23 protein-coding genes are annotated in these 24,709 nt (G+C 39.7%); 12 read left to right on the top strand and 11 right to left on the bottom strand.

What is annotated here, in order from left to right; translation table 11 throughout:
• Positions 1–34: 34 nt before the first annotated feature.
• The 6 genes from Q1A31_RS01435 to Q1A31_RS01410 form a co-directional block, all read right to left on the bottom strand.
• Positions 35–1,936, bottom strand: a complete 1,902-nt coding sequence (locus Q1A31_RS01435) for a peptide-binding protein (RefSeq protein WP_299871295.1) — start codon at positions 1,934–1,936, stop codon at positions 35–37.
• Positions 1,937–2,107: 171 nt separating this feature from the next.
• A complete protein-coding gene (scpB, locus tag Q1A31_RS01430) occupies positions 2,108–2,845 on the bottom strand; it encodes an SMC-Scp complex subunit ScpB (RefSeq protein ID WP_299871293.1) in 738 nt (245 codons plus the stop codon).
• A 142-nt stretch (positions 2,846–2,987) separates the two neighbouring features.
• On the bottom strand, positions 2,988–3,818 hold the full coding sequence (locus tag Q1A31_RS01425; protein ID WP_299871291.1) for a ScpA family protein: 831 nt from the start codon (positions 3,816–3,818) through the stop codon (positions 2,988–2,990).
• Positions 3,819–3,846: 28 nt separating this feature from the next.
• Positions 3,847–5,064: a tryptophan--tRNA ligase gene (locus tag Q1A31_RS01420; protein WP_299871289.1), complete on the bottom strand. Its 1,218-nt coding sequence runs from the start codon at positions 5,062–5,064 to the stop codon at positions 3,847–3,849.
• Positions 5,065–5,120: 56 nt separating this feature from the next.
• The gene (locus Q1A31_RS01415; RefSeq protein WP_299871287.1) at positions 5,121–5,771 is read right to left on the bottom strand and encodes a site-2 protease family protein; all 651 of its coding nucleotides are present in this window, start codon (positions 5,769–5,771) and stop codon (positions 5,121–5,123) included.
• A gap of 56 nt (positions 5,772–5,827) precedes the next feature.
• The gene (locus tag Q1A31_RS01410) at positions 5,828–6,454 is read right to left on the bottom strand and encodes an L-threonylcarbamoyladenylate synthase (RefSeq protein ID WP_299871284.1); all 627 of its coding nucleotides are present in this window, start codon (positions 6,452–6,454) and stop codon (positions 5,828–5,830) included.
• Positions 6,455–6,531: 77 nt separating this feature from the next.
• On the opposite strand from Q1A31_RS01410, the gene Q1A31_RS01405 reads away from it, so the two are divergent.
• The 9 genes from Q1A31_RS01405 to Q1A31_RS01365 all read left to right on the top strand — a co-directional run bounded on the left by Q1A31_RS01405 (position 6,532) and on the right by Q1A31_RS01365 (position 15,723).
• Positions 6,532–7,245, top strand: a complete 714-nt coding sequence (locus tag Q1A31_RS01405) for a septation protein A (protein WP_299871282.1) — start codon at positions 6,532–6,534, stop codon at positions 7,243–7,245.
• 84 nt (positions 7,246–7,329) lie between these two features.
• Positions 7,330–7,629 (top strand): YciI family protein, encoded by a 300-nt coding sequence (locus Q1A31_RS01400; RefSeq protein ID WP_299871279.1) that lies wholly within the window; start codon positions 7,330–7,332, stop codon positions 7,627–7,629.
• A gap of 66 nt (positions 7,630–7,695) precedes the next feature.
• Positions 7,696–8,577 (top strand): peptidylprolyl isomerase, encoded by an 882-nt coding sequence (locus Q1A31_RS01395; protein ID WP_299871276.1) that lies wholly within the window; start codon positions 7,696–7,698, stop codon positions 8,575–8,577.
• 108 nt (positions 8,578–8,685) lie between these two features.
• On the top strand, positions 8,686–9,696 hold the full coding sequence (locus Q1A31_RS01390) for a folate-binding protein YgfZ (protein WP_299871273.1): 1,011 nt from the start codon (positions 8,686–8,688) through the stop codon (positions 9,694–9,696).
• A 92-nt stretch (positions 9,697–9,788) separates the two neighbouring features.
• The gene (locus Q1A31_RS01385) at positions 9,789–10,412 is read left to right on the top strand and encodes a triacylglycerol lipase (protein WP_299871270.1); all 624 of its coding nucleotides are present in this window, start codon (positions 9,789–9,791) and stop codon (positions 10,410–10,412) included.
• A 357-nt stretch (positions 10,413–10,769) separates the two neighbouring features.
• Complete coding sequence (locus Q1A31_RS01380) at positions 10,770–11,756, top strand: TAXI family TRAP transporter solute-binding subunit (RefSeq protein WP_299871267.1); 987 nt, start codon at positions 10,770–10,772, stop codon at positions 11,754–11,756.
• Positions 11,757–11,934: 178 nt separating this feature from the next.
• On the top strand, positions 11,935–14,541 hold the full coding sequence (locus Q1A31_RS01375) for a TRAP transporter permease (protein WP_299871264.1): 2,607 nt from the start codon (positions 11,935–11,937) through the stop codon (positions 14,539–14,541).
• A 12-nt stretch (positions 14,542–14,553) separates the two neighbouring features.
• On the top strand, positions 14,554–14,997 hold the full coding sequence (locus tag Q1A31_RS01370; RefSeq protein ID WP_299871261.1) for a universal stress protein: 444 nt from the start codon (positions 14,554–14,556) through the stop codon (positions 14,995–14,997).
• 87 nt (positions 14,998–15,084) lie between these two features.
• Positions 15,085–15,723 carry a LysE family translocator gene (locus tag Q1A31_RS01365; RefSeq protein ID WP_299871258.1) on the top strand — a complete coding sequence of 213 codons (639 nt, stop codon included), beginning with the start codon at positions 15,085–15,087 and terminating at the stop codon, positions 15,721–15,723.
• 279 nt (positions 15,724–16,002) lie between these two features.
• Here Q1A31_RS01365 and Q1A31_RS01360 read toward each other — a convergent pair whose 3' ends face one another.
• The 3 genes from Q1A31_RS01360 to Q1A31_RS01350 are packed head-to-tail and all read right to left on the bottom strand — an operon-like array spanning position 16,003 to position 17,564.
• Positions 16,003–16,506 carry a twin-arginine translocation signal domain-containing protein gene (locus Q1A31_RS01360; RefSeq protein ID WP_299871255.1) on the bottom strand — a complete coding sequence of 168 codons (504 nt, stop codon included), beginning with the start codon at positions 16,504–16,506 and terminating at the stop codon, positions 16,003–16,005.
• Positions 16,507–16,545: 39 nt separating this feature from the next.
• Entirely contained in the window at positions 16,546–17,046 is a 501-nt protein-coding gene (locus Q1A31_RS01355; RefSeq protein ID WP_299871252.1) for a twin-arginine translocation signal domain-containing protein, read from the bottom strand.
• Between the two features lie 53 nt (positions 17,047–17,099).
• Complete coding sequence (locus Q1A31_RS01350; protein WP_299871249.1) at positions 17,100–17,564, bottom strand: hypothetical protein; 465 nt, start codon at positions 17,562–17,564, stop codon at positions 17,100–17,102.
• A 157-nt stretch (positions 17,565–17,721) separates the two neighbouring features.
• Between Q1A31_RS01350 and Q1A31_RS01345 the strand changes: the two genes are divergently transcribed.
• Entirely contained in the window at positions 17,722–18,189 is a 468-nt protein-coding gene (locus Q1A31_RS01345) for a MarR family winged helix-turn-helix transcriptional regulator (RefSeq protein WP_299871246.1), read from the top strand.
• A 95-nt stretch (positions 18,190–18,284) separates the two neighbouring features.
• Here Q1A31_RS01345 and Q1A31_RS01340 read toward each other — a convergent pair whose 3' ends face one another.
• Together Q1A31_RS01340 and Q1A31_RS01335 are read right to left on the bottom strand one after the other, a co-directional pair.
• Positions 18,285–21,368: an efflux RND transporter permease subunit gene (locus Q1A31_RS01340; RefSeq protein WP_299871243.1), complete on the bottom strand. Its 3,084-nt coding sequence runs from the start codon at positions 21,366–21,368 to the stop codon at positions 18,285–18,287.
• A complete protein-coding gene (locus Q1A31_RS01335) occupies positions 21,368–22,549 on the bottom strand; it encodes an efflux RND transporter periplasmic adaptor subunit (RefSeq protein WP_299871240.1) in 1,182 nt (393 codons plus the stop codon). Before Q1A31_RS01335 ends, Q1A31_RS01340 begins: the two co-directional genes overlap by 1 nt.
• A 252-nt stretch (positions 22,550–22,801) precedes the next feature.
• On the opposite strand from Q1A31_RS01335, the gene moaB reads away from it, so the two are divergent.
• Positions 22,802–23,332 (top strand): molybdenum cofactor biosynthesis protein B, encoded by a 531-nt coding sequence (moaB, locus tag Q1A31_RS01330; protein WP_299871237.1) that lies wholly within the window; start codon positions 22,802–22,804, stop codon positions 23,330–23,332.
• 1 nt (position 23,333) lies between these two features.
• Entirely contained in the window at positions 23,334–24,641 is a 1,308-nt protein-coding gene (gene glp, locus Q1A31_RS01325) for a gephyrin-like molybdotransferase Glp (RefSeq protein ID WP_299871234.1), read from the top strand.
• The last annotated feature ends 68 nt before the right edge of the window (positions 24,642–24,709 follow it).

Raw genomic sequence — 24,709 nt, 5'->3', positions numbered from 1 at the left:
ATTTATATTCAGTTTTATTCGATTATGAGTGAGCTTACTGTGTGTACTTTTGCATGTTTTTAGGCACATATACTTCCAGAGGTAATCGACTTTTGTTCAGGCCTAGCTTGGTTAGCTTTAAATTACTGATGCGTTTATCAACAAACGCCAGTGTCTTCCTGCGGAATAAAAACGAGTAGGGCTGGTCTTCATACATCACCGCTTCGGCTTTTTGCCAGATTGGCATGCGCTTATCAGAATCTACGGTTTTACGTGCTTCATCGATTAACTTATCCAATTCAGGGTTTTTGTAATTGATAAAGTTATCGCCGTTAGTTTTTGCCTGTGAGCCATGGAACATCTGGAAGATGTCTGTTTCTAAACCGCTGGTCCAACCCAGAGTGATGGCTTCAAAGTCTTTCTTATCTAAAAGTTCTATCATTACCGGCCATTCTTGAGGGCTAGGAATCAATTTCACGCCAGCTTTAGCATAGAGATCTTTTAACAACAAAATCATGCGTTGAGTATCTTCATTACCCTGGAAATAGGTGAGTTCAAATTCAAATGGCTTGCCCTCAGCATTTTCCAATACACCGTTATTATCTCTGTCTTCGAACCCCGCTTCTTTGAGTAATGCTTTACCCTTTTCGATATTGTATTCACGTGGTTTAAGGCTTGGATCATGCTGTTTAGAACGAGGACTGAAAGGGCTAATTGCCGTTTCTGCATAACCTAAAAATATATCCTTATTAACCCGGTCGCGATCTATCAGATACGTCATTGCCTGACGAATGCGCTTATCCGCGAATAATGTGGGATCACCTTTTCTTTCTTGATTCCAACCAATATATGAATAGCCAACAACTGGAGGCATGTATTCAAATTGCTGGCTCTTAGACATTATTTGTTTGTCTTTTTTGAGTTTTTCGTATTCTATCGGTCTTGCGCCATAAGCATCAATATCGCCATTACGATAGGTGGTTAAACGCGCGCTGGCATTTTGAATAACACGCCAAAGAATTTTGTCATAAGACGGTTGAACATCACCCCAGTAACGAGTATTTCGAACAAGCTCAACATTTCCATTTTCTGGCGTCCATGATTTCGGATCGGCCAGTTGATAAGGACCTGAACCCATCAGGAATCCTTTTGACTCATTGAACACTTCAGGTGTTTCCAGATATTCTTTGTAAAAATGCTCTGGCATGATCTCCAAACCGCCAGCAAGGCTGAATGCTTCGAAGTAAGGTTCTTTAAAAGTGAACGTTACTTTATATGGTCCATCTGCGGTAACCGTTTTAATCTTTTCTAGATATGCGCGGTGACGCGGTGCCTGAATTTTTTCATTCATAATGAAATCAAAGCTGAACACAACATCAGAACTATCTAGTTGCTCACCATCCGAAAAATACACATCATTTCTAAGATTGAAGGTGATAATTAGTCCATCTTCACTAATCGTCCAGTCTTTTGCGATTAGTCCTGTCCATTCTAAAGTGTCAGGGTCGCGAGTTATCAGACCCTCAAGCACATATCCTTGAATTTCACTGGCAGTCGCATCGGATGAAACCAATGGAGAAATAGTCTTGATTCCACCTGTTAACGCACTAACGCTCCAGTCTCCCTGTGCATAATCAGCCAGTTCTGTCGCAGCTTTTGCACGTTTAAAGGCTAATGACACCCCCCCACTTTTAGGCGTTTTTTCAGAATTACTATTAGCAGTTGCAACAGATGTATTCAGTGATTGTACTTTTAAAGACTCTAACTTCTTCTCCATGGCATTTATGGAGCCACGTAGATTACTTACATCGCGCGATTGTTCAGAGAGTGAACGTTCCATCGCAGTTAGCTTTGTCCATTCGCGATCGCGTTGGTACATGGCCAAAATAATGAGAATGATGATTAAAGTGAGAAAGCTGAACAATACAATATCTTTAGTTTTTGATGTTTTTTTCATATTTTTTATAAGTTTCTAAAGTGGATGTCTAAAGTGGCTATGTTTGTTTATAAGAGCATGATCAATATTGTATGATTATTAATCATTTACATGTTCTAAATCTTTAATTATTTATTAATTTTTCGTAATCTATAAGTGTTTTTTGTTCGCTAATTTATTGACTAGTAGCAGCTATGTATCGTTTGATTCTTGATCTGCTTCGCTTTTAATTTTTGCATTCAGGCTGTCTATACTGCTCTCATTAATTTCGATTTCGTCAATATCAAAGATATCCATCGGTTTATCTTCAATATGTTCGTCTTCATCTTCTTCCCTTTCCTGTTCTTCAGCAGCTTCCGTCAAATTTTGCAAAGGTCCCAGATCAAGTTCAGGGTAAAGTTTATCGATATCCTGAATTTCGCTCAAGCTCGGCATTTCATCCAGAGACTTAAGATTAAAGTAATCAAGGAATTGACGAGTTGTACCGAGCAGGGCAGGTCGACCAGGTACTTCTTTATGCCCAACGACTCTGATCCAGTCTCTTTCCTGAAGTGTTTTGATAATATTCGAACTAACAGCAACGCCGCGAATGTCCTCAATTTCTGCACGAGTTATCGGTTGGCGATAAACAATCAATGCAAGAGTTTCTAATAATGCTCTGGAATATCTTGCGGGTTTTTCATCCCAATGTTGCGTAACCCATTGTTTATATTCTGACTTTGTTTGAAAGCGAAAGCCGCTCGCTGTTTCTATTAATTCGAACCCGCGTGCTTCAAAGGTTTCCTGAATTAACGCTAAAGCTTGCTTTACATCATTTCGATTCACCAGGTCTTCTGTCTGGAAAAAACCTAAAAGTTTATCGATGCTTAGTGGTTTTTCAGCACTAATCAGTAGTGCCTCCAGAATATTTTGTAGTTTTTCTATTTGCATGTCTAATTCGTTATGTTTCTTGTTTAATAGAAGAGTTAAAAGACACCCCCCTACTTTGAATGACATTATGTTTTTGTTGTTTAAAAACGTAAATGGAATTTATGCAGAGCTCAAGCAGTTTTTTCTGAATGCTATTTATCATCTATATAATTTCTTCTGTACTGGAAACAGGTTTTAAATAGATGGGGGCAAACGCCTCGGCTTGCACCATATCGATGACTTTGAGTTTAAGTAATTCAAGCACCGCCATCAAGGTGACAACAACACCCAGACGTCCTTCTTTAAATGTGAATAAGCTTTGGAACTCGATAAAATTATCAGCATCCAGCCTAGACAGGACGTGTGTCATGCGTTCACGTATTGATATTTCTTCGCGCTCGATTTCATGGTGCTTTTGCATATCGACGTGCTTAAGTATGTTTTGAAAGGCTAACAGGATCTCACGTAAGTCTACTTCCGGTTCTGGTTTTTCCTGGTTATCAAGAATGACTTCTACAGAAGTTGGGAAGTTTTCACGTCCCGTGCGTGGTAATTCATCTATGTCTGATGCTGCCTGTTTAAAGCGTTCGTATTCTTGAAGTCGTTTAACCAGCTCGGCGCGCGGGTCTTCTTCATCTTCCACTTCTTCATGGCGCGGTAACAACATTCGAGATTTGATTTCTGCCAGCATCGCTGCCATCACTAAATACTCAGCCGCCAAATCGAGATTGATATTGCGCATCATCTCGACATAATCCATGTACTGGGAGGTAATTTCAGCAATCGGGATATCCAGAATATCCAGATTTTGGCGACGGATTAAATACAGCAATAAATCCAGTGGCCCTTCAAAGGTTTCAAGAAAAACCTCAAGGGCATCAGGCGGAATATACAGATCTTCAGGCGGCGCAGAAACCGCTTCACCTTGAACAATGGCAAATGGTAGCTCGCCTTGTTTGGGTATGTGGTGCTTTGTGTCTGTATCGTTGGTCATTGATTCTCGTAAGAAAGGTTTGTATTAACTATTGATTTGAAAATCGCATCGCTTCAACCACATCGGTCAACGTTTCGCGTGCGACATCACGCGCCGCCTCGCTGCCTTCGCTAATAATAGCTCTCACTGCTGTACGATCATTCTCAAACATTTGAGCTCTTTCACGAATCGGTTGCATCTCCTCTTGTACGGCTTCGATCAATGGCTTTTTGCAGTCTAAACAACCAAATGATGCGTTACGGCACCCTTCGTTCACCCATTGAAGTCGTGAATCATCCGAATAGACTTTGTGTAGTTCAAAGACTGGGCACTTTTCAGGGTTTCCTGGGTCGGTTAAACGGGCGCGTGCAGGATCAGTTGGCATCTTACGAATTTTCTCGTCGAGTACATCGGGGTCTTCACGTAAGCCGATAGTATTGCCGTATGATTTAGACATTTTCTGACCATCTAAGCCGGGCATGCGAGAGGCTTTAGTTAATTTTGCTTCTGGCTCAGGTAGGATGATTTTTCCCATGCCTTCCAGATAGCCAAATAAACGTTCTTTGTCGCCGACAGATATATTCTGTTGTGCTTCTAAAAGTGCCTGACCAATATCCAAAGCTTCGAGGTCACCCTGTTCCTGATAACGCTTGCGTAGATCACGGTAAAGTTTTGAATTCTTTTTGCCAATTTTATGAATGGCGGCTTCTGCTTTTTCTTCAAAATCTGGCTCACGACCATAGATATGATTAAAACGTCTAGCCACTTCACGAGTGAGTTCGATATGAGCTACCTGATCTTCACCCACTGGAACCATATCTGCTTTATAAAGCAAAATATCTGCAGACTGGAGTAGGGGATAACCAAGGAATCCATAGGTTGCTAAATCTTTCTCACGTAATTTCTCTTGTTGATCTTTATAAGTAGGCACACGCTCTAACCAGCTTAATGGTGTAATCATTGAGAGCAGTAGGTGTAACTCTGCATGCTCAGGAACTTCAGATTGTAAGAAGATGGTTGCAGAGCTTGGGCTAATTCCCGCTGCTAACCAATCAATCACCATATCTTCCACATGTTGTGGTGTGCCACTTGGATCATCGTAGTGTGTGGTTAGCGCGTGCCAATCAGCTACGAAGAAGAAGCATTCGTAGTTTAATTGCATTTCAACCCAGTTTTTTAAAACGCCGTGATAATGACCTAGGTGAAGTTTGCCAGTGGGACGCATGCCAGATACGACACGTTGATTTTGTGGAATTTGTGTATTCATAAATTAAAACGGTTTTACTTATATTTGTTACAAAAAGTGAGCAATGATTTTTTTCTTTAAAAGAAAAGCGAACCAATGGTTTTTAAAAAGAAATCCAGTACGGGAGAAATGATGGCATTTAGTACACCAAAATAAAGCAGCCCGATCACGATAAATAAACCATAAGGTTCTATTTTATCCATCATAGCAGAAACAGAAGGAGGGACGATGGCCGATAGAACTTTACTTCCATCTAAGGGCGGAATTGGGAGTAAGTTAAAAACAAATAAAATCAGGTTAATCATAATGCCAGCTTGTCCCATCGCCATAATGCCTTTAGCTATGTTGGGGTCGGTGATGACAGATGAACCTAGTTTGAAAACAAATACCCAGAAGACAGCCATGATTAAATTAGAGATTGGGCCTGCAGCAGCAACAATCGCCATATCTTTTCTGGGGGAGTTTAAGTTTCTCATATTAACCGGCACTGGCTTGGCCCAGCCGAATACAAAACCGGTTTGCAGTAATACCATCGCTAATGGCACAACCACTGTGCCGATGGGATCAATGTGTTTAAAGGGATTTAGCGTTAAACGACCCAGCATCTTAGCTGTTTGATCGCCTAGTTTGCTTGCCACCCAGCCGTGTGCAACTTCGTGAATGGTTATGGCAAATAATACCGGTAAAGACCAAACGGCAATATTGTAGATAATGTTATCTATATTCATTTATTTATATTTCTATGTTTTTTTATGTATTATTTTTTAGGCGAAATGTTTTGCGATTAGTGTTGTTGAAGCCAGTCAGCACTGCCTAATCCATGACGTAATATCTCAGGCTTATCATTGATAAGACTAACCACGGTAGTTGCCTCGTGTCCGCTATAACCACCATCGACAATTAAATCCACAACGCTTTCTAGTTTTAATCTGATCTGGAACGGGTCTGTTAAAGGGAATTCATCATGTGGCAGGCATAGTGTACTTGACATGATTGGCTGATCTAACTCTTCAAGCAATGCAGAGCAAACAGCGTTATCAGGTACACGTATTCCAATTGTTTTACGTTTAGGGTTTAGCAAACGTTTTGGTACTTCACGCGTTGCCGGCAAAATAAACGTATAAGGCCCCGGAGTCAGTGATTTCATTAATCGATAGTTCAAATTATCAACAACCGCATATTGTGAGATTTCAGATAAGTCTCTACAAACCAAGGTAAAATCGTGGCTTTTGTCCAGCTGTCGAATCATACGGATTCGATCCATCGCTTTTTTATCGCCCAAGTGGCAACCGATTGCATAACTCGAATCGGTTGGATAAATAATCACACCGCCTTTTTTGATAATATCTACTGACTGTTTGATTAAACGGCTTTGTGGATTATCTGGATGTATTTCGAAATATTGACTCATATAACTTCTAAGCAAACCGCTAACAGGTTAAAATGCGCTATTCTACATCAGTAGTAGCCTTTGGATACATAATAACAATGAAGTTTTTGATCGATTTTTTTCCAGTAGTTTTGTTTTTTATTGGATATAAATTTTTTGGTGATTTACCACCACAATGGATTGAAATGGCTAACCAACTTCCTTTTGTCTCAATTAGTCCTGATGAACCTAAAGATGCGATTTATTTTGCGACAGTGTTAATTATTCTTTCGACTATTGTCCAAAATATTGTTCACAGACTAGTATTCAAAAAATTAGAGAAAATGCATTTGATTTCATTAGCTATTTTGATCGCTTTTGGAACCTTGACTCTGGCATTTAAGGACCCATTGTTTATAAAATGGAAAGTGAGTATTTTCAACTGGGTGTTTGCTTTAGTCATAATTGGAAGTCAATTTGTTGGCAGTAAGTCATTAATTGAACGGATGATGGCGCAAGCGATCGATGTTCCGAAACTAATATGGAAACGAGTCAACTTGAGTTGGGGGGTGTTCTTCGCTTTGGTGGGCTTTGTTAATATCTATGTGGCTTACAATTATAGTGAAGACACATGGGTTGATTTCAAAATGTTTGGCGTTTTGGGTATGACGTTTGTATTTATGATTGCTCAAGGTGTTTATTTGGCTAAACATGCCACGCCCGATGATGTCCCCAATGATGATACCAAGGAAGAAGCCATAGAAGATGATGCTCAAGCAAATGATGCTCTAGCAAATGATGTTTTGTCAGATAAAATACAAAAAACCGACTAAGGTATTATCGAATCCATAAATAACAAAAATCATTACCAATAATTAATTAAATAGTAATGCAAATTAAATGAAGGAGAGAGGCAGATGTTATATGCTGTAATTTCGGAAGATGTAGAAAATAGCTTGGAAAAGCGTTTATCAGTTAGAGCTGAGCATATTGCTCGTTTAAATGCTTTAAAAGATGAAGGTAAATTGGTTTTAGCAGGGCCGCACCCTGCGATAGATAGTGATGATCCCGGAACTAATGGTTTCACTGGGAGTCTCATTGTTGCAGAATTCGACTCATTAGAATTAGCTCAAGCGTGGGCTGATGCAGATCCATATATTGGGGCTGGGGTTTATCAAAAAGTTACGGTGAAGCCTTTTAAGAAGGTCTTACCATAGAACGACCTGGATACTGGGCAAATTAAATAAATTAGAATAATTTTACAGAAAGGAAAAATACATAAAATGTACACTTTGAAAAAATCTTTATTAGCAACATCAATCCTTGGACTCTCTATCTCAATGGTAGGTATGTTTTCTCTGCAGGCTGAAGAAAAAGCAGAAACTAAACCAGAAGCTGATGTTGTAATTGCAACAGTAAATGGCGATAAAATCATGAAGAGCACACTTGATGGTTATATGGCTATTCTAAAGAAATCTGGTAAAGGTGACCAAGACGCAGCCGTTAATGATTTAGTCGCTACAGAGATCGCGCTTCAAGAAGCTAAGAAAACAGACATCCTAGAGCGTCCTGAGACTAAGAAAGCGATTAGTGATTACACTCGCAACATCTTGTTAAAGACCTGGACTAAAGAAAAAGTAGATTCTTTTGACATCAAAGACGATGCAATCAAAGCAGCATACGATGAGCGTGTCACTAAATTAGCAAGTAAAGAATTCAATGCGCGTCATATTCTGGTTAAAACTGAAGATGAAGCAAAAGCTGTTATTAAAGAAGTGGCTGATGGTGCTGACTTTGCCAAAGTAGCTAAAGAAAAATCTACAGGTCCTTCAGGATCAAACGGTGGTTCTTTAGGTTGGTTTAAGGCACAGACAATGGTTCCTGCTTTTGCTAATGCAGTAAAAGCAATGTCGAAAGGCGATGTATCAAAAGAGCCAGTTAAAACTCAGTTCGGATATCATGTTATTAAACTTGAAGACAGTCGTGATGCAAAGCTACCAACGCTAGAGTCATTAAAACCTCAGCTAACACGTGTTATTTCACAACAGAAAATGTTGGCATTTATGGAAGACTTGAAAAAAGGTGCTGATATAAAGCTAACACTTCCTGAAGAAAAGAAAGCAGAAGCAAAGACAGAAGAAAAAGCGGAAGAGAAAAAAGACTAAATTCTGGTCTTTTTAATACTGATGCAACAACTAAAGCCCAGAGTGTGATTTTTCAAACTCTGGGCTTTTTATTTTACATTCACGATACAAATATAGGTTTTTCTAGATATGAACCCAAATTGGAAAATATTTTTAACTGAGCAGGATGCCTTATCACCTGCTAGTGCTAACTCGAGTTATTCTTCTGATACCAAAGTTTTAGCTGATCTTTCAGAAAGAGGTCTACTAGAAGTTACAGGTGAGGATGCTGAATCTTTTCTGCAGAACCAGTTAACCAATGATATTCGTAATGTGAATGATACGACTCACCAAGAAAGTGCCTGGTGTTCGCCTAAAGGCCGCATTATTGCTAATTTCCGTGTGTTCAAGCGAGGGGATAGTTTCCTATTGGATTTATCTGCTGATCTGGTTGAGCATGTAACAAAAAAATTACGTATGTATGTGATGATGTCAAAAGTGACTATTGACGATGTTTCAGATTCTTTAGTGCATTTCAGTTATTCAGGTCAGGGCGCTGATGCAGAGTTAAATGAAATTTTAGATAATGTTCCAAAAGCATCTACTGAAGCAGTTCAGTCTGGTTCTTTAAGTGTCTTGTCAATCGCTGGCTCTAATCCTCGTTTCGATATATTCGGAGAAGTTGACGATTGTAAAAGTCTTTGGCAAAAACTCAGTGGCGATGCTGTGATTGCAACGAGCTCACATTGGGATTATCTCAATATTCAAGCGGGCATCCCGATGATTTCAACGGAGAGCAGCGAAGCCTGGATTCCTCAAATGGTTAATTACATCCATATTGGTGGAGTAGATTTTAAGAAAGGTTGTTACCCGGGTCAGGAAGTGGTTGCCCGTTTGAACTATCTAGGAAAAACCAAGCGTCGCATGTTTCATATCGAAGCCGAAGTGTCTTCAGCATTAGAAGTAGGTTCTCCTATTAAAAGTGAAAATGACACAGAAGCAGGTAAAGTATTGTCATCAGTAGTAAATCCTGAAGGCAAGGCAGAAGCGTTAGTTATTCTGAAAATCGCTGAAACAACCAAGCCATTAACAGTTTCTGTTGATAATCAAGAAGCTACAGTACATTTTCTAGATCTTCCTTACGAAGTGGAAGACGAATAAATCATTATTAAATTATTATTAAAGTGTTTGAGTAATATCTATCGTATTGCTAAAAATACTTAATCAACGACTCAAGGCGCTAAAGGGTTAAATTGAAACCAAACGTTCTCCTCATTCATGGCATCTTGATGAATCCTCTGGAGATGCGTTATCTGGGTACTCAGCTTGAGAAGCATGGTTTTAATGTTCACTATGTTTATTACCAATCTGTGCTTAAAACACCTCAGCAGAATGCCAAAGTCATCCATGACAAAATTAAGAAGATGAATCTGCCTGATCTACATTTGGTAGGTCATAGTTTGGGTGGCGTTGTACTGATGCATCTATTTGATCAAACCGATGATTTGCCAGAAGGCAAAGTCGTTATGCTAGGTTCCCCTGTAAATGGCAGCTGGGTTGCGCAAAAAGTGCAGGATTGGCCTGTTATTTCACCTTTATTGGCGAAGAGTATGCCGAGTGCATTATCAGGTGTTGATGTGCCTGAATGGAATACCGACAGAGATTGGGGAATGATCGCAGGTACCAAAAATCAGGGTTTAGGGTTTTTGACTGGAGGTTTGCCAGGGGAGAGTGATGGCACCGTTCTTGTGGAAGAAACTCATCATCCAAAACAGAAAGCTCATATACTGGTGGATAAATCTCATACGGCACTTTTATTTTCTAAAGAAGTGGCTGAGCTCACTAGTCACTTTTTAAAGCACGCTGATTTTAAGTAATTATTTTCGTCATTTGTAAAGCTGGTTTATTCAAGCCAGTATATCATTCGTTTAACTACGTCATTCAAATCTCCCGTATATCTCTTTTAAAATACAAAAAAGTGCTTAAAAGTAGGGGGGTGTATCAATTATTTTGTTAGATGCTAAATATCTATTTATCAAAGAGAAATTGATTTCAGCACTAATTTTTGAGTGTTTCTTCAGCTAATTTCAAATTATTACTATTTAACCTTGCAGAAATGAGATTGTTCTTCTATAAATGGTAAAGGAATGAAAATCACAATTTACTGACCTAGCTTGGTTTTTTAAAACTAAGCTATTTATAATATTTTTAATACACTTGGAGAATCCATCATTATGAGAAAAAAATTAACTATCGCTCTTGCCACAGCAGGTTTATTACTTGGAACAACTTTATCATCGTCAACTATGGCTGCAACTCCTGAGACACAGTTTGTATCCATCGGTACAGGTGGTGTTACAGGTGTTTACTACCCAACAGGTGGCGCAATTTGTCGGTTGGTTAATAAAAATCGTAAGAAGACAGGTATTCGTTGTTCGGTTGAGTCAACGGGTGGTTCTGTATTTAATATCAATGCTATCCGTGAGGGTGAGTTAGAGATGGGTGTTGCTCAGTCTGACTGGCAGTATCATGCATATAACGGCACGTCTAAGTTTAAAGATGTAGGCCCATTCAAAAAATTACGAGCAGTTTTCTCAGTTCATGCAGAGCCAGGCACTTTGATTGTAAGAGCTGATTCTGGGATCAAAAACTTCTCTGATCTTAAAGGCAAGCGCGTTAATGTAGGTGAGCCTGGTTCAGGTACTGTAGCTACATACAGCGTTCTAGAAGAAGCTTTCGGCATGAAGCGCAGCGATCTTAAATTAGCTTCTGAACTTAAATCATCAGAAGCACCTGCAGCGTTATGTGATAACAAGATTGATGCTTTCTTCATCTTAGTTGGTCATCCAGCAGGAATGGTAAAAGAAGCAACTTCGACATGTGAAGTTAAAATTGCAGATATTCATGGTCCAGCTGCTGATAAATTAATTAAAGATAATTCATTCTATCGTTATGCTTCAATACCAGCGGGTATGTATACAAGTAACCCTGAAGCTGTAAAAACTATGGGTGTTGGTGCAACTTTCGTTAGTTCTAGCGATGTACCAGAGTCTGTTATATACGAAGTTGTTAAAGCAGTGTTTGAAAACTTCGATGATTTCAAGAAGCTTCATCCTGCATTTAAAAACCTAAAGAAAACTGAGATGGTTTCAGCTTCACTTTCAGCGCCATTACATGATGGAGCTATGAAGTACTATAAAGAAGCAGGTTTGATTAAATAATTTGTTTCGATTAAAAAAAGCGAGGTTTTTACCTCGCTTTTTTTATATCTGTTAAATGTCATTTAGCTTTTCTTCTTATTTTCTCTTTTTATCAATATCGAATAATTATAATAATTGTATAAAATGAGAGAAAATAATAAGAAAAAACTGGAAATAAAATTAATAAGGAAATGTATTTATGGCTGATACAAAGGTCGATGAGTTTGAGATAGACGAAGCAAAATTAGAAGCAATGATTGCCGAAACCGATACGGGAGCAAGAAATCCTGAAGGTGTTGTCGGCAAATTCATGTTCTGGACTGCTTTTGCTTGGGCTATTTTTCAATTATGGATAGCTTCACCTTTTCCCTATATGTTTCCGGATATTATTCCCGTACTGAACAATACAGGAACGCGTAGTATCCATTTAGCTTTCGCCATATTCCTGGGTTTTCTTGCTTATCCCGCCCTTAAATCCTCACCACGTGATCGTATTCCCATACAAGACTGGATAATGGCAATTGTGGGAATTATCGTTATTTTATATTTATGGGTATATCAGCGCGAACTTGCTGATCGTCCAGGTTTGCCAACTACTACCGATATTATCGTTTCGGCTATTGGTATCGTATTGGTTCTAGAGGGCGCTCGTCGTGCCTTAGGTCCACCGTTGATGATCATTGCGATGATATTCCTCGCTTATATCTTCTTTGGTCATTTGGCGCCTGATGTTATTTCATGGAAAGGTGCATCATTAAGCCGTGCCATGAGTCATTTATGGTTGACCCAGGAAGGTGTATTTGGTGTTGCTTTAGGTGTATCGACGGGCATGATCTTCTTGTTCGTTTTATTTGGTTCTCTGCTAGAAAAAGCGGGTGCAGGTAATTACTTTATCTGGGTTGCTTTTAGTTTATTGGGCCGCTTTAAAGGTGGTCCGGGTATAGCCGCAGTTGTTTCTTCAGCGCTAACGGGTTTGATATCAGGTTCTTCAATATCCAATGTGGTTACCACAGGTACATTTACCATCCCATTAATGAAACGTGTGGGTTTTTCAGCAGAAAAAGCCGGCGCGGTTGAAGTCGCCTCATCAACGAATGGTCAGTTAACACCACCAGTGATGGGAGCTGCCGCTTTCTTAATGATCGAGTATGTAGGCATTTCCTATTTAGAAGTCGTAAAACACGCGATTTTACCTGCATTGATTTCATACATAGCCTTGGTTTACATCGTTTATCTGGAATCTTGTAAAGCTGGTTTAGAGGGAATGAAAGCCCGTCGCGCATTTAATCTACTAAGAGCATTAATGACCTTCGGTACAGTGGTCGTTTCTATGTTAATCCTATCAATGGCGATGCATTTTGGTTTTGGTTGGTTAAAAGGAGTAGCAGGCGATGCAACACCTTGGATAGCAGCAGTCATATTTGTTGTCACGTATTTATTTTTGTTAAAGGTTGCCGTCAAATACCCGGATTTAGGTCGTAGTGATGAACTCACTGAGTTACCAGAAGTAGGGCCTGTGGTTAAATCTGGATTATATTTTCTATTGCCAGTACTAGTTTTAATTTGGTTCTTGATGGTAGAAAGACTATCTCCAGCACTGTCTGCTTTCTGGGCAACCGTGGCGATGGTGTTTGTATTGTTGACCCACAAATTTATTAAAGGTGTGATGCGTGGTGAAAACGCAGCAGGGAAATACTTGCACGAAGGTTGGGATGACTTTAAACAAGGCATGGTAGCTGGATCACGTAATATGATTGGTATTGGTATTGCGACAGCTGCAGCAGGTTTGATTATCGGTGCGGTGACACTAACAGGTGTAGGTTTGAAACTTGCCGAAGTGGTTGAGTTTATTTCTGGTGGAAATTTGATGATGATGCTAATACTCACGGCAGGTATTAGTTTGTTATTAGGCATGGGCTTACCAACAACAGCAAACTACATTGTCGTTTCCACCTTGATGGCTCCTGTTATTGTAACCTTAGGCGCTCAGTCAGGTTTGATAGTGCCATTGATTGCGGTACATTTATTCGTCTTCTATTTTGGAATTCTGGCGGATGATACCCCGCCGGTGGGGCTGGCGGCTTATGCCGCCGCCGCCATTTCCGGAGCAGATCCTATCAAAACGGGTATTCAAGGGTTTCTGTATGATATTCGTACAGGCATATTGCCTTTCATGTTCATCTTTAATACCGAAATACTACTAATTGGTATTCGTGGTCCCGTGCACTTGATACTGGTGATTGCATCCACGACGGTGGCGATGCTGTTATTTGCAGCTGCAACGCAAGGTTGGTTCTTAACTAAAAATAAAATATGGGAAACGTTACTTTTGTTACTCACAACCTTTATTTTATTCAGACCAGGATACTTTATGGATATGATCTCGCCAGAACTGGAAACAATGGAAGCAAGTAAGATTTATCAAGTAGTTGAAGCCTTGCCAGAAAATGCTCAAATAAGAGTACAAGTAAAAGGTGAAACCTTAGAAGGTAAAGCGATTGATAAGGTTGTAATGTTGCCGGTAGGTGCACCAGGAAAAGGTATTGATCGTCTTAAAGATGGTTCGGGCCTTGAGCTAAAAGAAGAGGACGGCAAATTGATTGTCGATAATCTGACATTTGGTGGTGCGGCTGAAAAACAGAAAATAGATTTTGATTGGGAAATCGCTAGCGTTCAGGTGAAAAACAAAACAAGACCAGCTAAGCAGTGGTTTTATCTATTAGGTATTGTTTTACTGGCTTTGGTTTGGTTTTCACAAAAAGCACGTATTCGTAAGTATGGCCCATTAGTAATTAAACAAACATAAAAGAGATTAACCATGATCAGTAAGATTTTAATACCTATTGATATTGCAACACCTTTGACTACTCAGGCTTTATTAGAAACAGCCAATGAAATGGCTTTGAAATTTGATGCAAAGGTACGATTGGTTGCGGTGATTCCAGATTATGGAACGCCTTTGGTAGCCAGCTTTTTTCCTGAACATGCACAGGATAAGATCAAAGAAGAAACCAGAAAAAAAGTCATTGAATTGGCAGGGCAGTATATTCACAAAGATGTGAAAGTATCTGTGATCAAAGGAACAAAACGGGTTAATGCTATTTTAAAAGTAATCGAAGAAACCTCTCCAGACCTAGTCATGCTAGGATGTCGTCGAAAAATTTCTCGAGACGAACAAAGACTTTTAGGTTCGACAACCATGGCTGTTACTGACAGAGCTGACTGTTCTGTTATGGTCGTTAGAAGAGAAGCTTCAGACTAGCGTATTGTTTCATATTCAATTTACAAATCATTAACTATAATAAAGCCTCGAATACACCTGCTACAGCAAGGTACCGAGGCTTTTTTTATGGGAATTTCAAGTTGGTTATTATTTATTGCCGTTGCTATAGCGGCAGTGGCTAGTCCTGGCCCAGCGATTTTATTAGCGATTTCAAATAGCATTCGCTTTGGTTTATCTAAAGTTTTGTTGTCTTCTCTTGGCAATATCAGTGGTTTGTTTTTATTGTCTCTGGCTGCGATATTTGGTTTGGGCGCTATCATAAAAACATCAACAACTTTGTTTTTGATCGTTAAGGTAATTGGTGCTGGGTATTTAATCTATTTGGGCGTCAAGCAATGGCGAACCAAGTCTAATTTCTTTGATGAAGCAACACTGCAATCGAGCTTTGAAAAGAGAAAGTCCGCTAAGCGTCATTACTTGGAAGGCTTTTTTATCGCGATGACCAATCCCAAAGCAATTCTGTTTTTTACCGCGCTATTTCCTCAATTTTTGAATACTCAGGAATCTCTGTCGATTCAGTTTTTTATAATGACCTTAACCCTAATGGCAATGTCATTTATCGCATTGATGACCTATGGCTTGCTTGCGTCCAAAGCGAAGCGCTGGTTTGCTGAAGGTGAAAGAACGAAATGGTTTAATCGAGTCTTAGGGAGTGTATTTATCAGTATTGGGATAGGTGTGCTGCAATTAAAAATAGAACGTTAAGATAAAAAAACGCCCTAAAGTAGGGGGGTGACTTTATTTTATTATTTGGCAATCAATTTCTTATTTCATAGATGGTTACGTCGTTAATTCATTGAAATATTTCGACATTCAACGTTAAAACGTGAAAGGTTCGGTTAAAAGAAAGTAAAATCAGATTTAGTTTTAGGCAATAAAAAAAGCCCGCAAGGCGGGCTAATACACTTCAGCGTGTAGCATTATTTATTGTTGTTATTGGATTATCTCTTTTTACCTTTGCAAATCTTTTAAACGCGTTACAGATTAAGCTGGTTGTGAATCAAATACAGTCACAGGAATAACACCACTGAAGTCTAGATGGTTACTACTCACTTTCAGCTGTCCGGCTAAAACATTTGGAATCGATAAAGAGCTGTTTTGTGCTGTATTGCCATAGTTATCACTACTAATAGCAGCGACCACAAATTCCATTGATTCCCCGGGAGCGAGCGTTACGCTACTTTGATCAGCATGTTTACCGAGCTTATTGACTTTTATCGCTAAAAATTTATTCACATTATCCAGATTATGATGCGTGATATTTTCGATCGTCACAGGCTTATCTGTGTGATTGAATAAACTGAGCTTTTCAGTACCGATGTGTTGTGTCGGTAGAAGGTGAATATCACATGAGGGCAGTGCAGCACCCGTAGTTGAAGCTTTGGTGCTTGATTTAGCTGCCATGGCGACACTTGATAAGCCGCCAATTGAAAGTGCAGAACCGCAAGCAAGCCCTTTTAAGAATGTACGCCTTGTTGTATTAGACATGTTAAATACCTCATTTTTACTTATTAGCTGAGTGGTTGTTTAAGCCATTTGAACAGGTACAACTCTGTTAAAGATAGAGTGTTCACTGCTAATGTTTACATGATTTTGATCAGTATGAGATGACTGAAGAGCACCTGCATAGCTATTGTTAAAATCTAATGATTTGATATCAAACGAAATGCGTTCGCTCGGTGAAACTGCAATCATTCCATTAAATGCTTCCGACTCAATCTGATTGACTCTAACGATAAGCGAACCATTATATTGCTCTAAAGAAACTGGCTTTAACGCATCTAGCATAACGATTTTATCACTTTGATTGATTAGGGTTACGGTTTCACCCGTCAGTGTTTTTTGTTGCATGATGCTGATACTGGAATTTACTAAATCAGCAGATGTTTTAGCGCCGAGGGCTTGTTCTGATGCCGTTGCTTTGGCAGCAAAAGCCAAACCAGATAATCCGCCAAGTGATAGAGCAGAAGTGCACGCGGCACCTTTTAAGAAATTGCGACGCGATTTGGTGAACGTTTTGTTAGTCATGATGGATTCCTCTTGTGACTGTAATGCAAAGTTAAAGCGTTTGCAGGATTGAATTAAGCGACTGCCACATCAACGGATGAAATAGGTACGACATTATTTAAAGCAGTAAACTCACTGGTGATCACAATGTAATTACCCGTGGTATCTAATAATGGACCTAGAACCGAATCGACAGAAAAGCCTTGGCGTTGGCCAGGAGCAAGACTAATAGATGGTAGGTTGCTATCTATTTGCTTATTGATTTTTACCACAGCCCATCCATTCAGTAGTTCTAAACTCACTGGGTTCTCTGCATCGAGTTGGACTGTTTCGCCACTTTGGTTGAATAGAATAACGGTTTCTTTATTTTCACTTTTAGATGTGGCTGTTGCGTCATCAGCTAATGATTTTGCCTCAGTCGATAGTGATGACTTCGCTGCCATAGCGACGCCGGATAGGCTACCTACTGATAAAGCCGAAGTGTAGGCTGCACTCTTTAAAAAGTTACGACGTGATTGAGTAAAAGTTTTATCAGACATTTTGTCTCCTGTTTGTTTCCTGCTTGTTCAAATTCGATACGATCTATATTTATAAGTAAGAGGCATACCGAAAAATTTATAATGTTGTTAAAACTATTGTGAAACCGTAAAACTAGTTATAATTAGACGTTTAAACAACAGTTGTTATAACAAGTATATGTCAAAAAATCATAATCGTAAAGCCGATATAGCAAAGCCGCACTTAGAGGAAGAGATTTTCATGTCTGCGATAGCGTTAGGAGACCGGGCATTAGCTGAGTCAAATAAACTACTTTCTATCTGGGGAATGACAGCACTGCAATACAATGCACTGAAGGTTTTGTATGTAGAAGACAGTAAAGGCGAAGGTTTGCCGAGTATGGAAATTGGTCAGCGTTTATATACCAGAGTCCCTGATGTAACTCGCCTTTTAGAGCGTATGGTCGACAAAGGCTGGGTAACACGCGAACGTGATTTAGTGAATAAACGAGTGGTTAGATCTAAGTTAACTGATATTGGTATACAGCTAGTGGAATCTGCTTATCTTCCACTAAGAGAATCTGATTCAAAACAATTAGAGCAACTGACAGATGAAGAAAAAACCGAACTTGCTCGTTTATTAAATAAAGCAAAAACATCTGGATAGAATTAGGACTCATTTAAAAAAGTGCCTGAAAGTAGGGGGGTGACTGATTATTTAATTAGACGTTAATGATTAAAGATTAACAAAAATCAGCTTTATTAACCCCTGTATATAATCTTATAAATTGCAGGTACGAAAAACAACGTAACAAATACAGAAAAGCTTAAGCCGGCAACTATACTAATTGCCAAAGGTTGTAACATTTCAGAACCTTTACCTAAAGCCATAGCTAACGGAATCATACCGACGACTGTAGTGAGTGTAGTCATCAAAATGGGACGCAAACGTACTTTTGCGGCTTCGATAATGGCTTCAATAAGAGAGCTAGCGTGTTCTTTTTTAAGCTCAATAGTTTCCACCAAAACAATCGTATTATTCACCACTATACCCGCCAGCATAATCGTACCGAGCCAGACAGGCATGGATAAAGGAATCCCCGTAACGATCAATCCTAAAGCAACTCCGATAATAGCAAACGGCACGCTTAACATAATAATGATGGGATCTCGTAAAGATTCGTAATGCACTGCCATAACCACAAATACCAGAAACATTGCGAGGCCTAATAAAATTTGCGATGTTTTCTGATTCTCTTTAATCGCCTCAAGTTCTCCGGCTTCATAGTAAGAATACCCGGCGGGGAATTCGATGTTCTCTAGTGATTTTTGTATATTGGCATAAGCCTCTTCCAGTGTCAGATCACCCGTTAGACTTGCAGTAATTTCAATTACGCGTTGTTGTCGATCGCGCATAATACTTGTTGGCGTTTTTTCCCATTCGAGATTCGCTACTTCAGAAATTCGAACGGGTTGACGCGGATCAGTATTGGTAAACAGAATGATTTCACCCAAGTCATCAGGATTGCGTAGCTGGCTTCTATCGAGCCTGAGAACCACATCAATGCTCTTATCATTCTGGATAAAGTCTGTGATGGTTCGTCCACCGACGGCAAAGCGAATCACATTACCTATCTCTTCGGTTGATAGCCCAAGTTGCGCTGCGCGTTCACGATCTACCTTAATCGTTAATTCCTGATCACTTCCTTCACTCGAATGTTGAACATTGCGGATACCGTTAGTACCGTTTAATGACTCAACGGTTTTATCTGCTAGTGATTCTAAAACAAGTAAATTAGGACCTTTTATTCGCAAATTTAGATCATCCTCACCTTGAGATACACGAATTCCGCGGATTCCCTGATTACGAATTCTGACTTTGACGCCTGCTAACTCTTCTTTAGCGATTATTGCATTGGCAAGTTTTATCCATTGGTCAACCTCAATGGCATCATCTTTTTTATCTAATAAGACTTTAATGTCTGCGCGATTACTTCTTTCATACGTTGAACGGCCGAATACACCCCCACCGACTAGGGTGAACAGCGAATCAACATCGGGTAACTCGGTTATAAGTGTTTCAATTTTTTTGGTTAAGATATCCATCTCATCAAGAGATATACCAGGGTCAGCGGTTAAACGAATGGAAACCTCACCGTTCTCCATTTTCGGTAAAAACTCAAACTTACTGTCTTGAAAAACAGGAATACTAAAAACAAGACCCGCTATAAAAACTGCAATAATCAGTACTGGAATTTTCAGAAGATATTTCAAAAACCAGCCATAGATCTTTTGTAACACGCCAATAGCAGCGTCGAACATTCTTCTTAAAATACCTTCTTTGGATTTGGCGGGAACTCTGGCAGCCAGAGCTGGAACCAATGTAATAGCGACCAATAAGGACGCAACAATTGCCGATGAGATGGTAAATATCAGTTCACGGAATAATAAGCCTATCAAGCCGCCGATAAACAAAAAGGGCAGTACCGCAGCAAGATTGGTTGTTGTGGAGGCGATGATGGCACTATTCACTTCTGAAGAGGCAATAACGGCTTGATCGAGGCTATCTTCGTTTTCTTTCTGGTGACGGTAAATATTTTCCAGCATGACGATGGTGTTATCGACCAGCATACCAATACCTAATGCCAAGCCTCCCAATGTCATTATATTGAGAGTCAATCCGCCCATCGACATGAAAATCATCGTGACTAAAACCGCGATAGGAATGGCACTACCAATGATCAAGGTGCGACGAATATTACCCAGAAAAATATACACCACCAACATGGCCAAGATTGCCCCCATAAGAGCAGAAGTAGAGGCATTCTTTAGTGATTGGCGAATGTATTGGGCCTGATCGTCAACTCTCTTAATCGTTATGTCTTCAGGTATTTGACCCTGAGCGGCTAATTTTTCTAATTCATTAGCTACCCCGTCATAAACACTAACCGTATTTGCCTGTGGTTGTTTTTGTAATGAAACCTTTAAGCCGGGTTCTCCATTCAGGCGAATACGAACCTTCTCATCAGCCATATCATCTTGTACAAAGGCGACGTCTTTAATGCGTAAAATATTATCGGCAGAATCGGAACTTACGGGTAATGGAAGGTTTTCAATCTCATTGACAGAATTAAATCGCGAAGCGGTACGTCCGCTGATTTCACCGCTCTCTGAATAAAAACGTCCTGCGGGTGTATCTTGATTGTTTTCCTGAATGACCTCTGAAATGTCAGTGATATCCAGTTTATAAGCCGCCAGTTTATTAGAGTCTGTAACCACCTGAATTTCACGCTGTCTGCCTCCACCCACTTCAATTGATGCTACACCGGGTAAATTTAAAAGCCATTTTGATAGCGTGTAATTGCCCCAGTCATCAAGCTCTACCGAGGTTCGAGTGGGTGAACTTAAAACGTATTCAGCAATAGGTCGCTGAGAAGGATCGCGCTTATAAATAACAGGTGGATCAATAGAATCGGGTAAAAAGCGTTTTGCTCGATCTAGTCGAGTACTTGCGTCGCGCAGCGCAACATCGATATCGGTACCATAAGCAAATGATAGATCGACTGCCGAACGACCTTCTTGAGTAGTGGATATGATGGAAATCGCATTTTCGGTAATCGCCAATTGTTCTTCTAACTGGCGCGTGATTTCATCTTCCATAATGGTGGCAGGAACACCAGGATCGATAATACGCGTGCGTACTTCAGGATAGATAATCTCAGGGAGCAAGTCGATATTGAGTTTGCTGAGTGAAAAAAGCCCAAGGATGATGATAGTCAGCATCAACATAATGACGCCAATAGGGTGAAAAATTGCCCAACCAGCTATGCCCGCGGAGTGTTTCATCAGTTAATTATGCCTTTAACTTTTTCCCAGGTTTTACTTATTGTGTTGCTGAAAGAGTTACTAGTAGTGGGTTTTTCTTCCTTTGTTTCTTGTTTCGGTTTTGGCAGTAATACAGCGTCTTCATTTATCTGAGTAGAATCTTTCTCTCCTGCTATTTTCACAGCTTTACCGTTTTGCAGTCCAAGAAAGCCACGTGTGATCACTTGGTCATCGGCGTTGATGCCGCTGGTAATTTCAACTTTTCCAGAAATATAGGCAGAGCTGAGTACTGATTGGCGATGTGCTTTGCCATCTTCTTTTAATAAGAAGACATATTCTCCTTCTCCGTCTCGCTTTAGCGCGGCAAGCGGAATCAAAATTCTATTTTTACCCGCACTTTTGATCTCTGCCAAAACTGACTGACCCGAGTATAGATTTTGCGGATTTTTATTGAAGGTTATTTCTACTGTCGCTTGTCGAGTACTAGGATGAAGTTTTGGATAAATGCGTGAAATTTTTCCCAGATATTTCTCCCCGGATGAAGGGATGATAATGGTCGCAGGTTCGTTCATTTTTAAACTGGGTAACGCGGTTTCACTAATCTGCACTTTAGCAACCAGAGAGTTATTATTGCTGAGTGTTAATAAGTGTTGCTGTGCTGATACCGCATCGCCTTCGTTGGCGAATCGTTCGGTGATTATTCCCGAAAATGGAGCGACAATTTTGAAATAACTTAAGCGAATATCGAATATATTCTTTTCTGCATTATAAATAGCGAGTTGGGTATTCGCCTGATCCAGCTCTCCCGAACTTAGTGCCTGTTTTTTTACCAGTACTTGAATCCGGTTTCGGTCTGTTTTTGCCTGAGCAATTTGAGCCAGTAATCTGTTTTTTTCAGCACGTAGTAGGCGGTCATCCAAATGTACCAACGTCTGGTTTTTTTTAACTAAATCACCTTCTTTAAACGGAAAAGAATCAATGCGTCCTTTTTCCTGATTATAGATATTGACCACTTCATTATAATAGAGCGAGCCATACCAGTTATTAGATGTATTAGATTCTGTCGCTTCAGCTTTAACAACCTCTACCAAATGTATGCTTTTCTTGTTTTTTTCAGCTGCAGAAACCGTCGCAACGCTATTCGCTGCAATTGCCGTAGTGACTATGCCGATTAAAAATAGTAGTGATATCCGCTTGTGCATTTGATGCAACATCCTGAGGTAGACTAAGGTTCCCTTAATGTTAACACTGTGTATTATCTTCGACATATAATTATGTAATTACTATTACGAACGATCAAAAACAGGCTATAAGTAGGGGGGTGTCTTTTTATAAATAAAGATATACTCAGAAACTCATTAAATTGATCTTCTATCTTTATCTATTAATAATATGATTATAGATTTTTAGAGATTTTTTTCTCAAACTTTACACAACATTACAAATATCAAATTATGGCTAAAATTAATCCAGACGTAGATTTCATTCCCCTCAATATCGCCGTAATGGTGGTGTCAGATTCTCGTGTTGAAAGTGATGATAAATCGGGAAAAATCCTTGAAAAATTACTGACAGATGATGGGCATAATCTGGCAGAAAAAAAGATTGTTATAGATGATATCTACGAAATCAGAGCGGCGGTGTCTAACTGGATTGCTGATCCTGATGTGCATGCAGTAATCACCACGGGTGGCACAGGCTTAACGGGCAGGGATGTAACTCCTGAAGCAATGAAGGTGTTGTACGATAAAGAAATCGAAGGCTTTGGTGAAGTGTTTCGTATGATCTCATATGACCTGATTAAAACCTCTACAATACAATCACGAGCGATAGCAGGACTTGCTAACGGAACAGTGCTTTTCACGCTTCCAGGATCACCGGGTGCTTGTAAAGATGGCTGGCAAGAAATCATTAAACATCAATTAGATGTGCGTGTAATGCCATGTAACTTAGTACAAATGATGCCAAGGTTTAAAGAAAAGTAATATGTCAGACTCACATAAAAATGATGCAGAGTTAATAGCGAATAATCAAGCTGATTCTTGTGATCAGCAACAAACATTACTGCCTATCGATGATGTTTTAAAAATACTACAAGACAAAGCGATTGCGGTTAAGAGAGTTGAAACAGTTTCTATTCTTCATGCGCGTAGCCGAATTCTCGCTGAAGATTTAACCTCGTCTATTAATGTGCCACCGGCTGATAATAGTGCGATGGATGGTTATGTGTTTAATGCAGCAGATGTCTCTAAATCCTCAACTAACTCATCATCAAGTTTAGAAGTAACTCAGCGAATCTGTGCAGGTGATGCGGGACAAACTCTGCAAATAGCTACGGTAGCCAGAATTTTTACCGGAGCACCCATCCCAGAAGGCGCGGATACTGTCGTTATGCAGGAGAATTGTGAACGACAGGGTGATAAAGTCGTGATCCATTCAATCCCGCAAGCAGGCTCGAATGTTCGCAAAGCAGGCGAGGATATCAAGCAAGGGGATGTGATTCTAAAAGCAGGGCACAAACTGCGTGCACAGGATTTAGGCTTAGCCGCCTCTGTAGGGATATCTGAGCTAACGGTTAAAAGACGCTTAAAAGTTGCGATATTTTTTACCGGTGATGAACTGCGTGAACCGGGTCAAACATTAGGTCTAGGGCAAATTTATAACTCTAATCGGTTTACCCTAAATGGTTTATTAGAAAGCCTTAATTGTGAAGTGATCGATTTAGGTATTATCCAGGATAGCTTGGCTGCGACTAAACAGGCATTGATTGAAGCATCAGAAAAAGCTGACCTCGTGATGACTAGCGGTGGAGTATCTGTTGGTGAAGAAGATCATATACGTAAAGCACTGGAATCTAATGGAGAACTTGGCTTATGGCGAGTCAATGTAAAGCCAGGTAAACCTTTTGTTTTTGGTGAAATTTACAATAAGTCAGGGAACACGCCATTTATTGGTTTACCCGGGAATCCGGTTTCTGTATTCGCCACATTCTGTATATTTGCCCGTCCCTATATCATTAAAAAACAGGGTTCGAATGAAAAGCCGCCAAAAAGTTTTATGGTAGAAAGTGGTTTTGAGATCACTAAAAAAGAAACACGAAATGAATATATGCGTGCGCGGCTTGATTATGATGATTCGGGCAAAGCTCTTGTCACGCTATATTCAAATCAAGGTTCAGGGGTTTTGACTTCGGCAAGCTGGGGTAATGGTTTTGCTTTTGTTCCGGCTCAAACCTTAGTCAACAAAGGTGATTTGATTAAATTCATACCTTTTAGTGAATTCTCTATTGGCTAAGTATTTACCCAAATGCAGTAACTATTGAGTGGCTTTTTTCTGCATCTGAATGCATATAACTGAATCTA

It is taken from the genome of uncultured Cocleimonas sp. (assembly GCF_947495625.1).
Taxonomy (GTDB): domain Bacteria; phylum Pseudomonadota; class Gammaproteobacteria; order Thiotrichales; family Thiotrichaceae; genus Cocleimonas.
The sequence above is the reverse complement of the archived record's forward strand: the minus strand, read 5'-3'. Positions and strand labels throughout refer to the sequence as shown.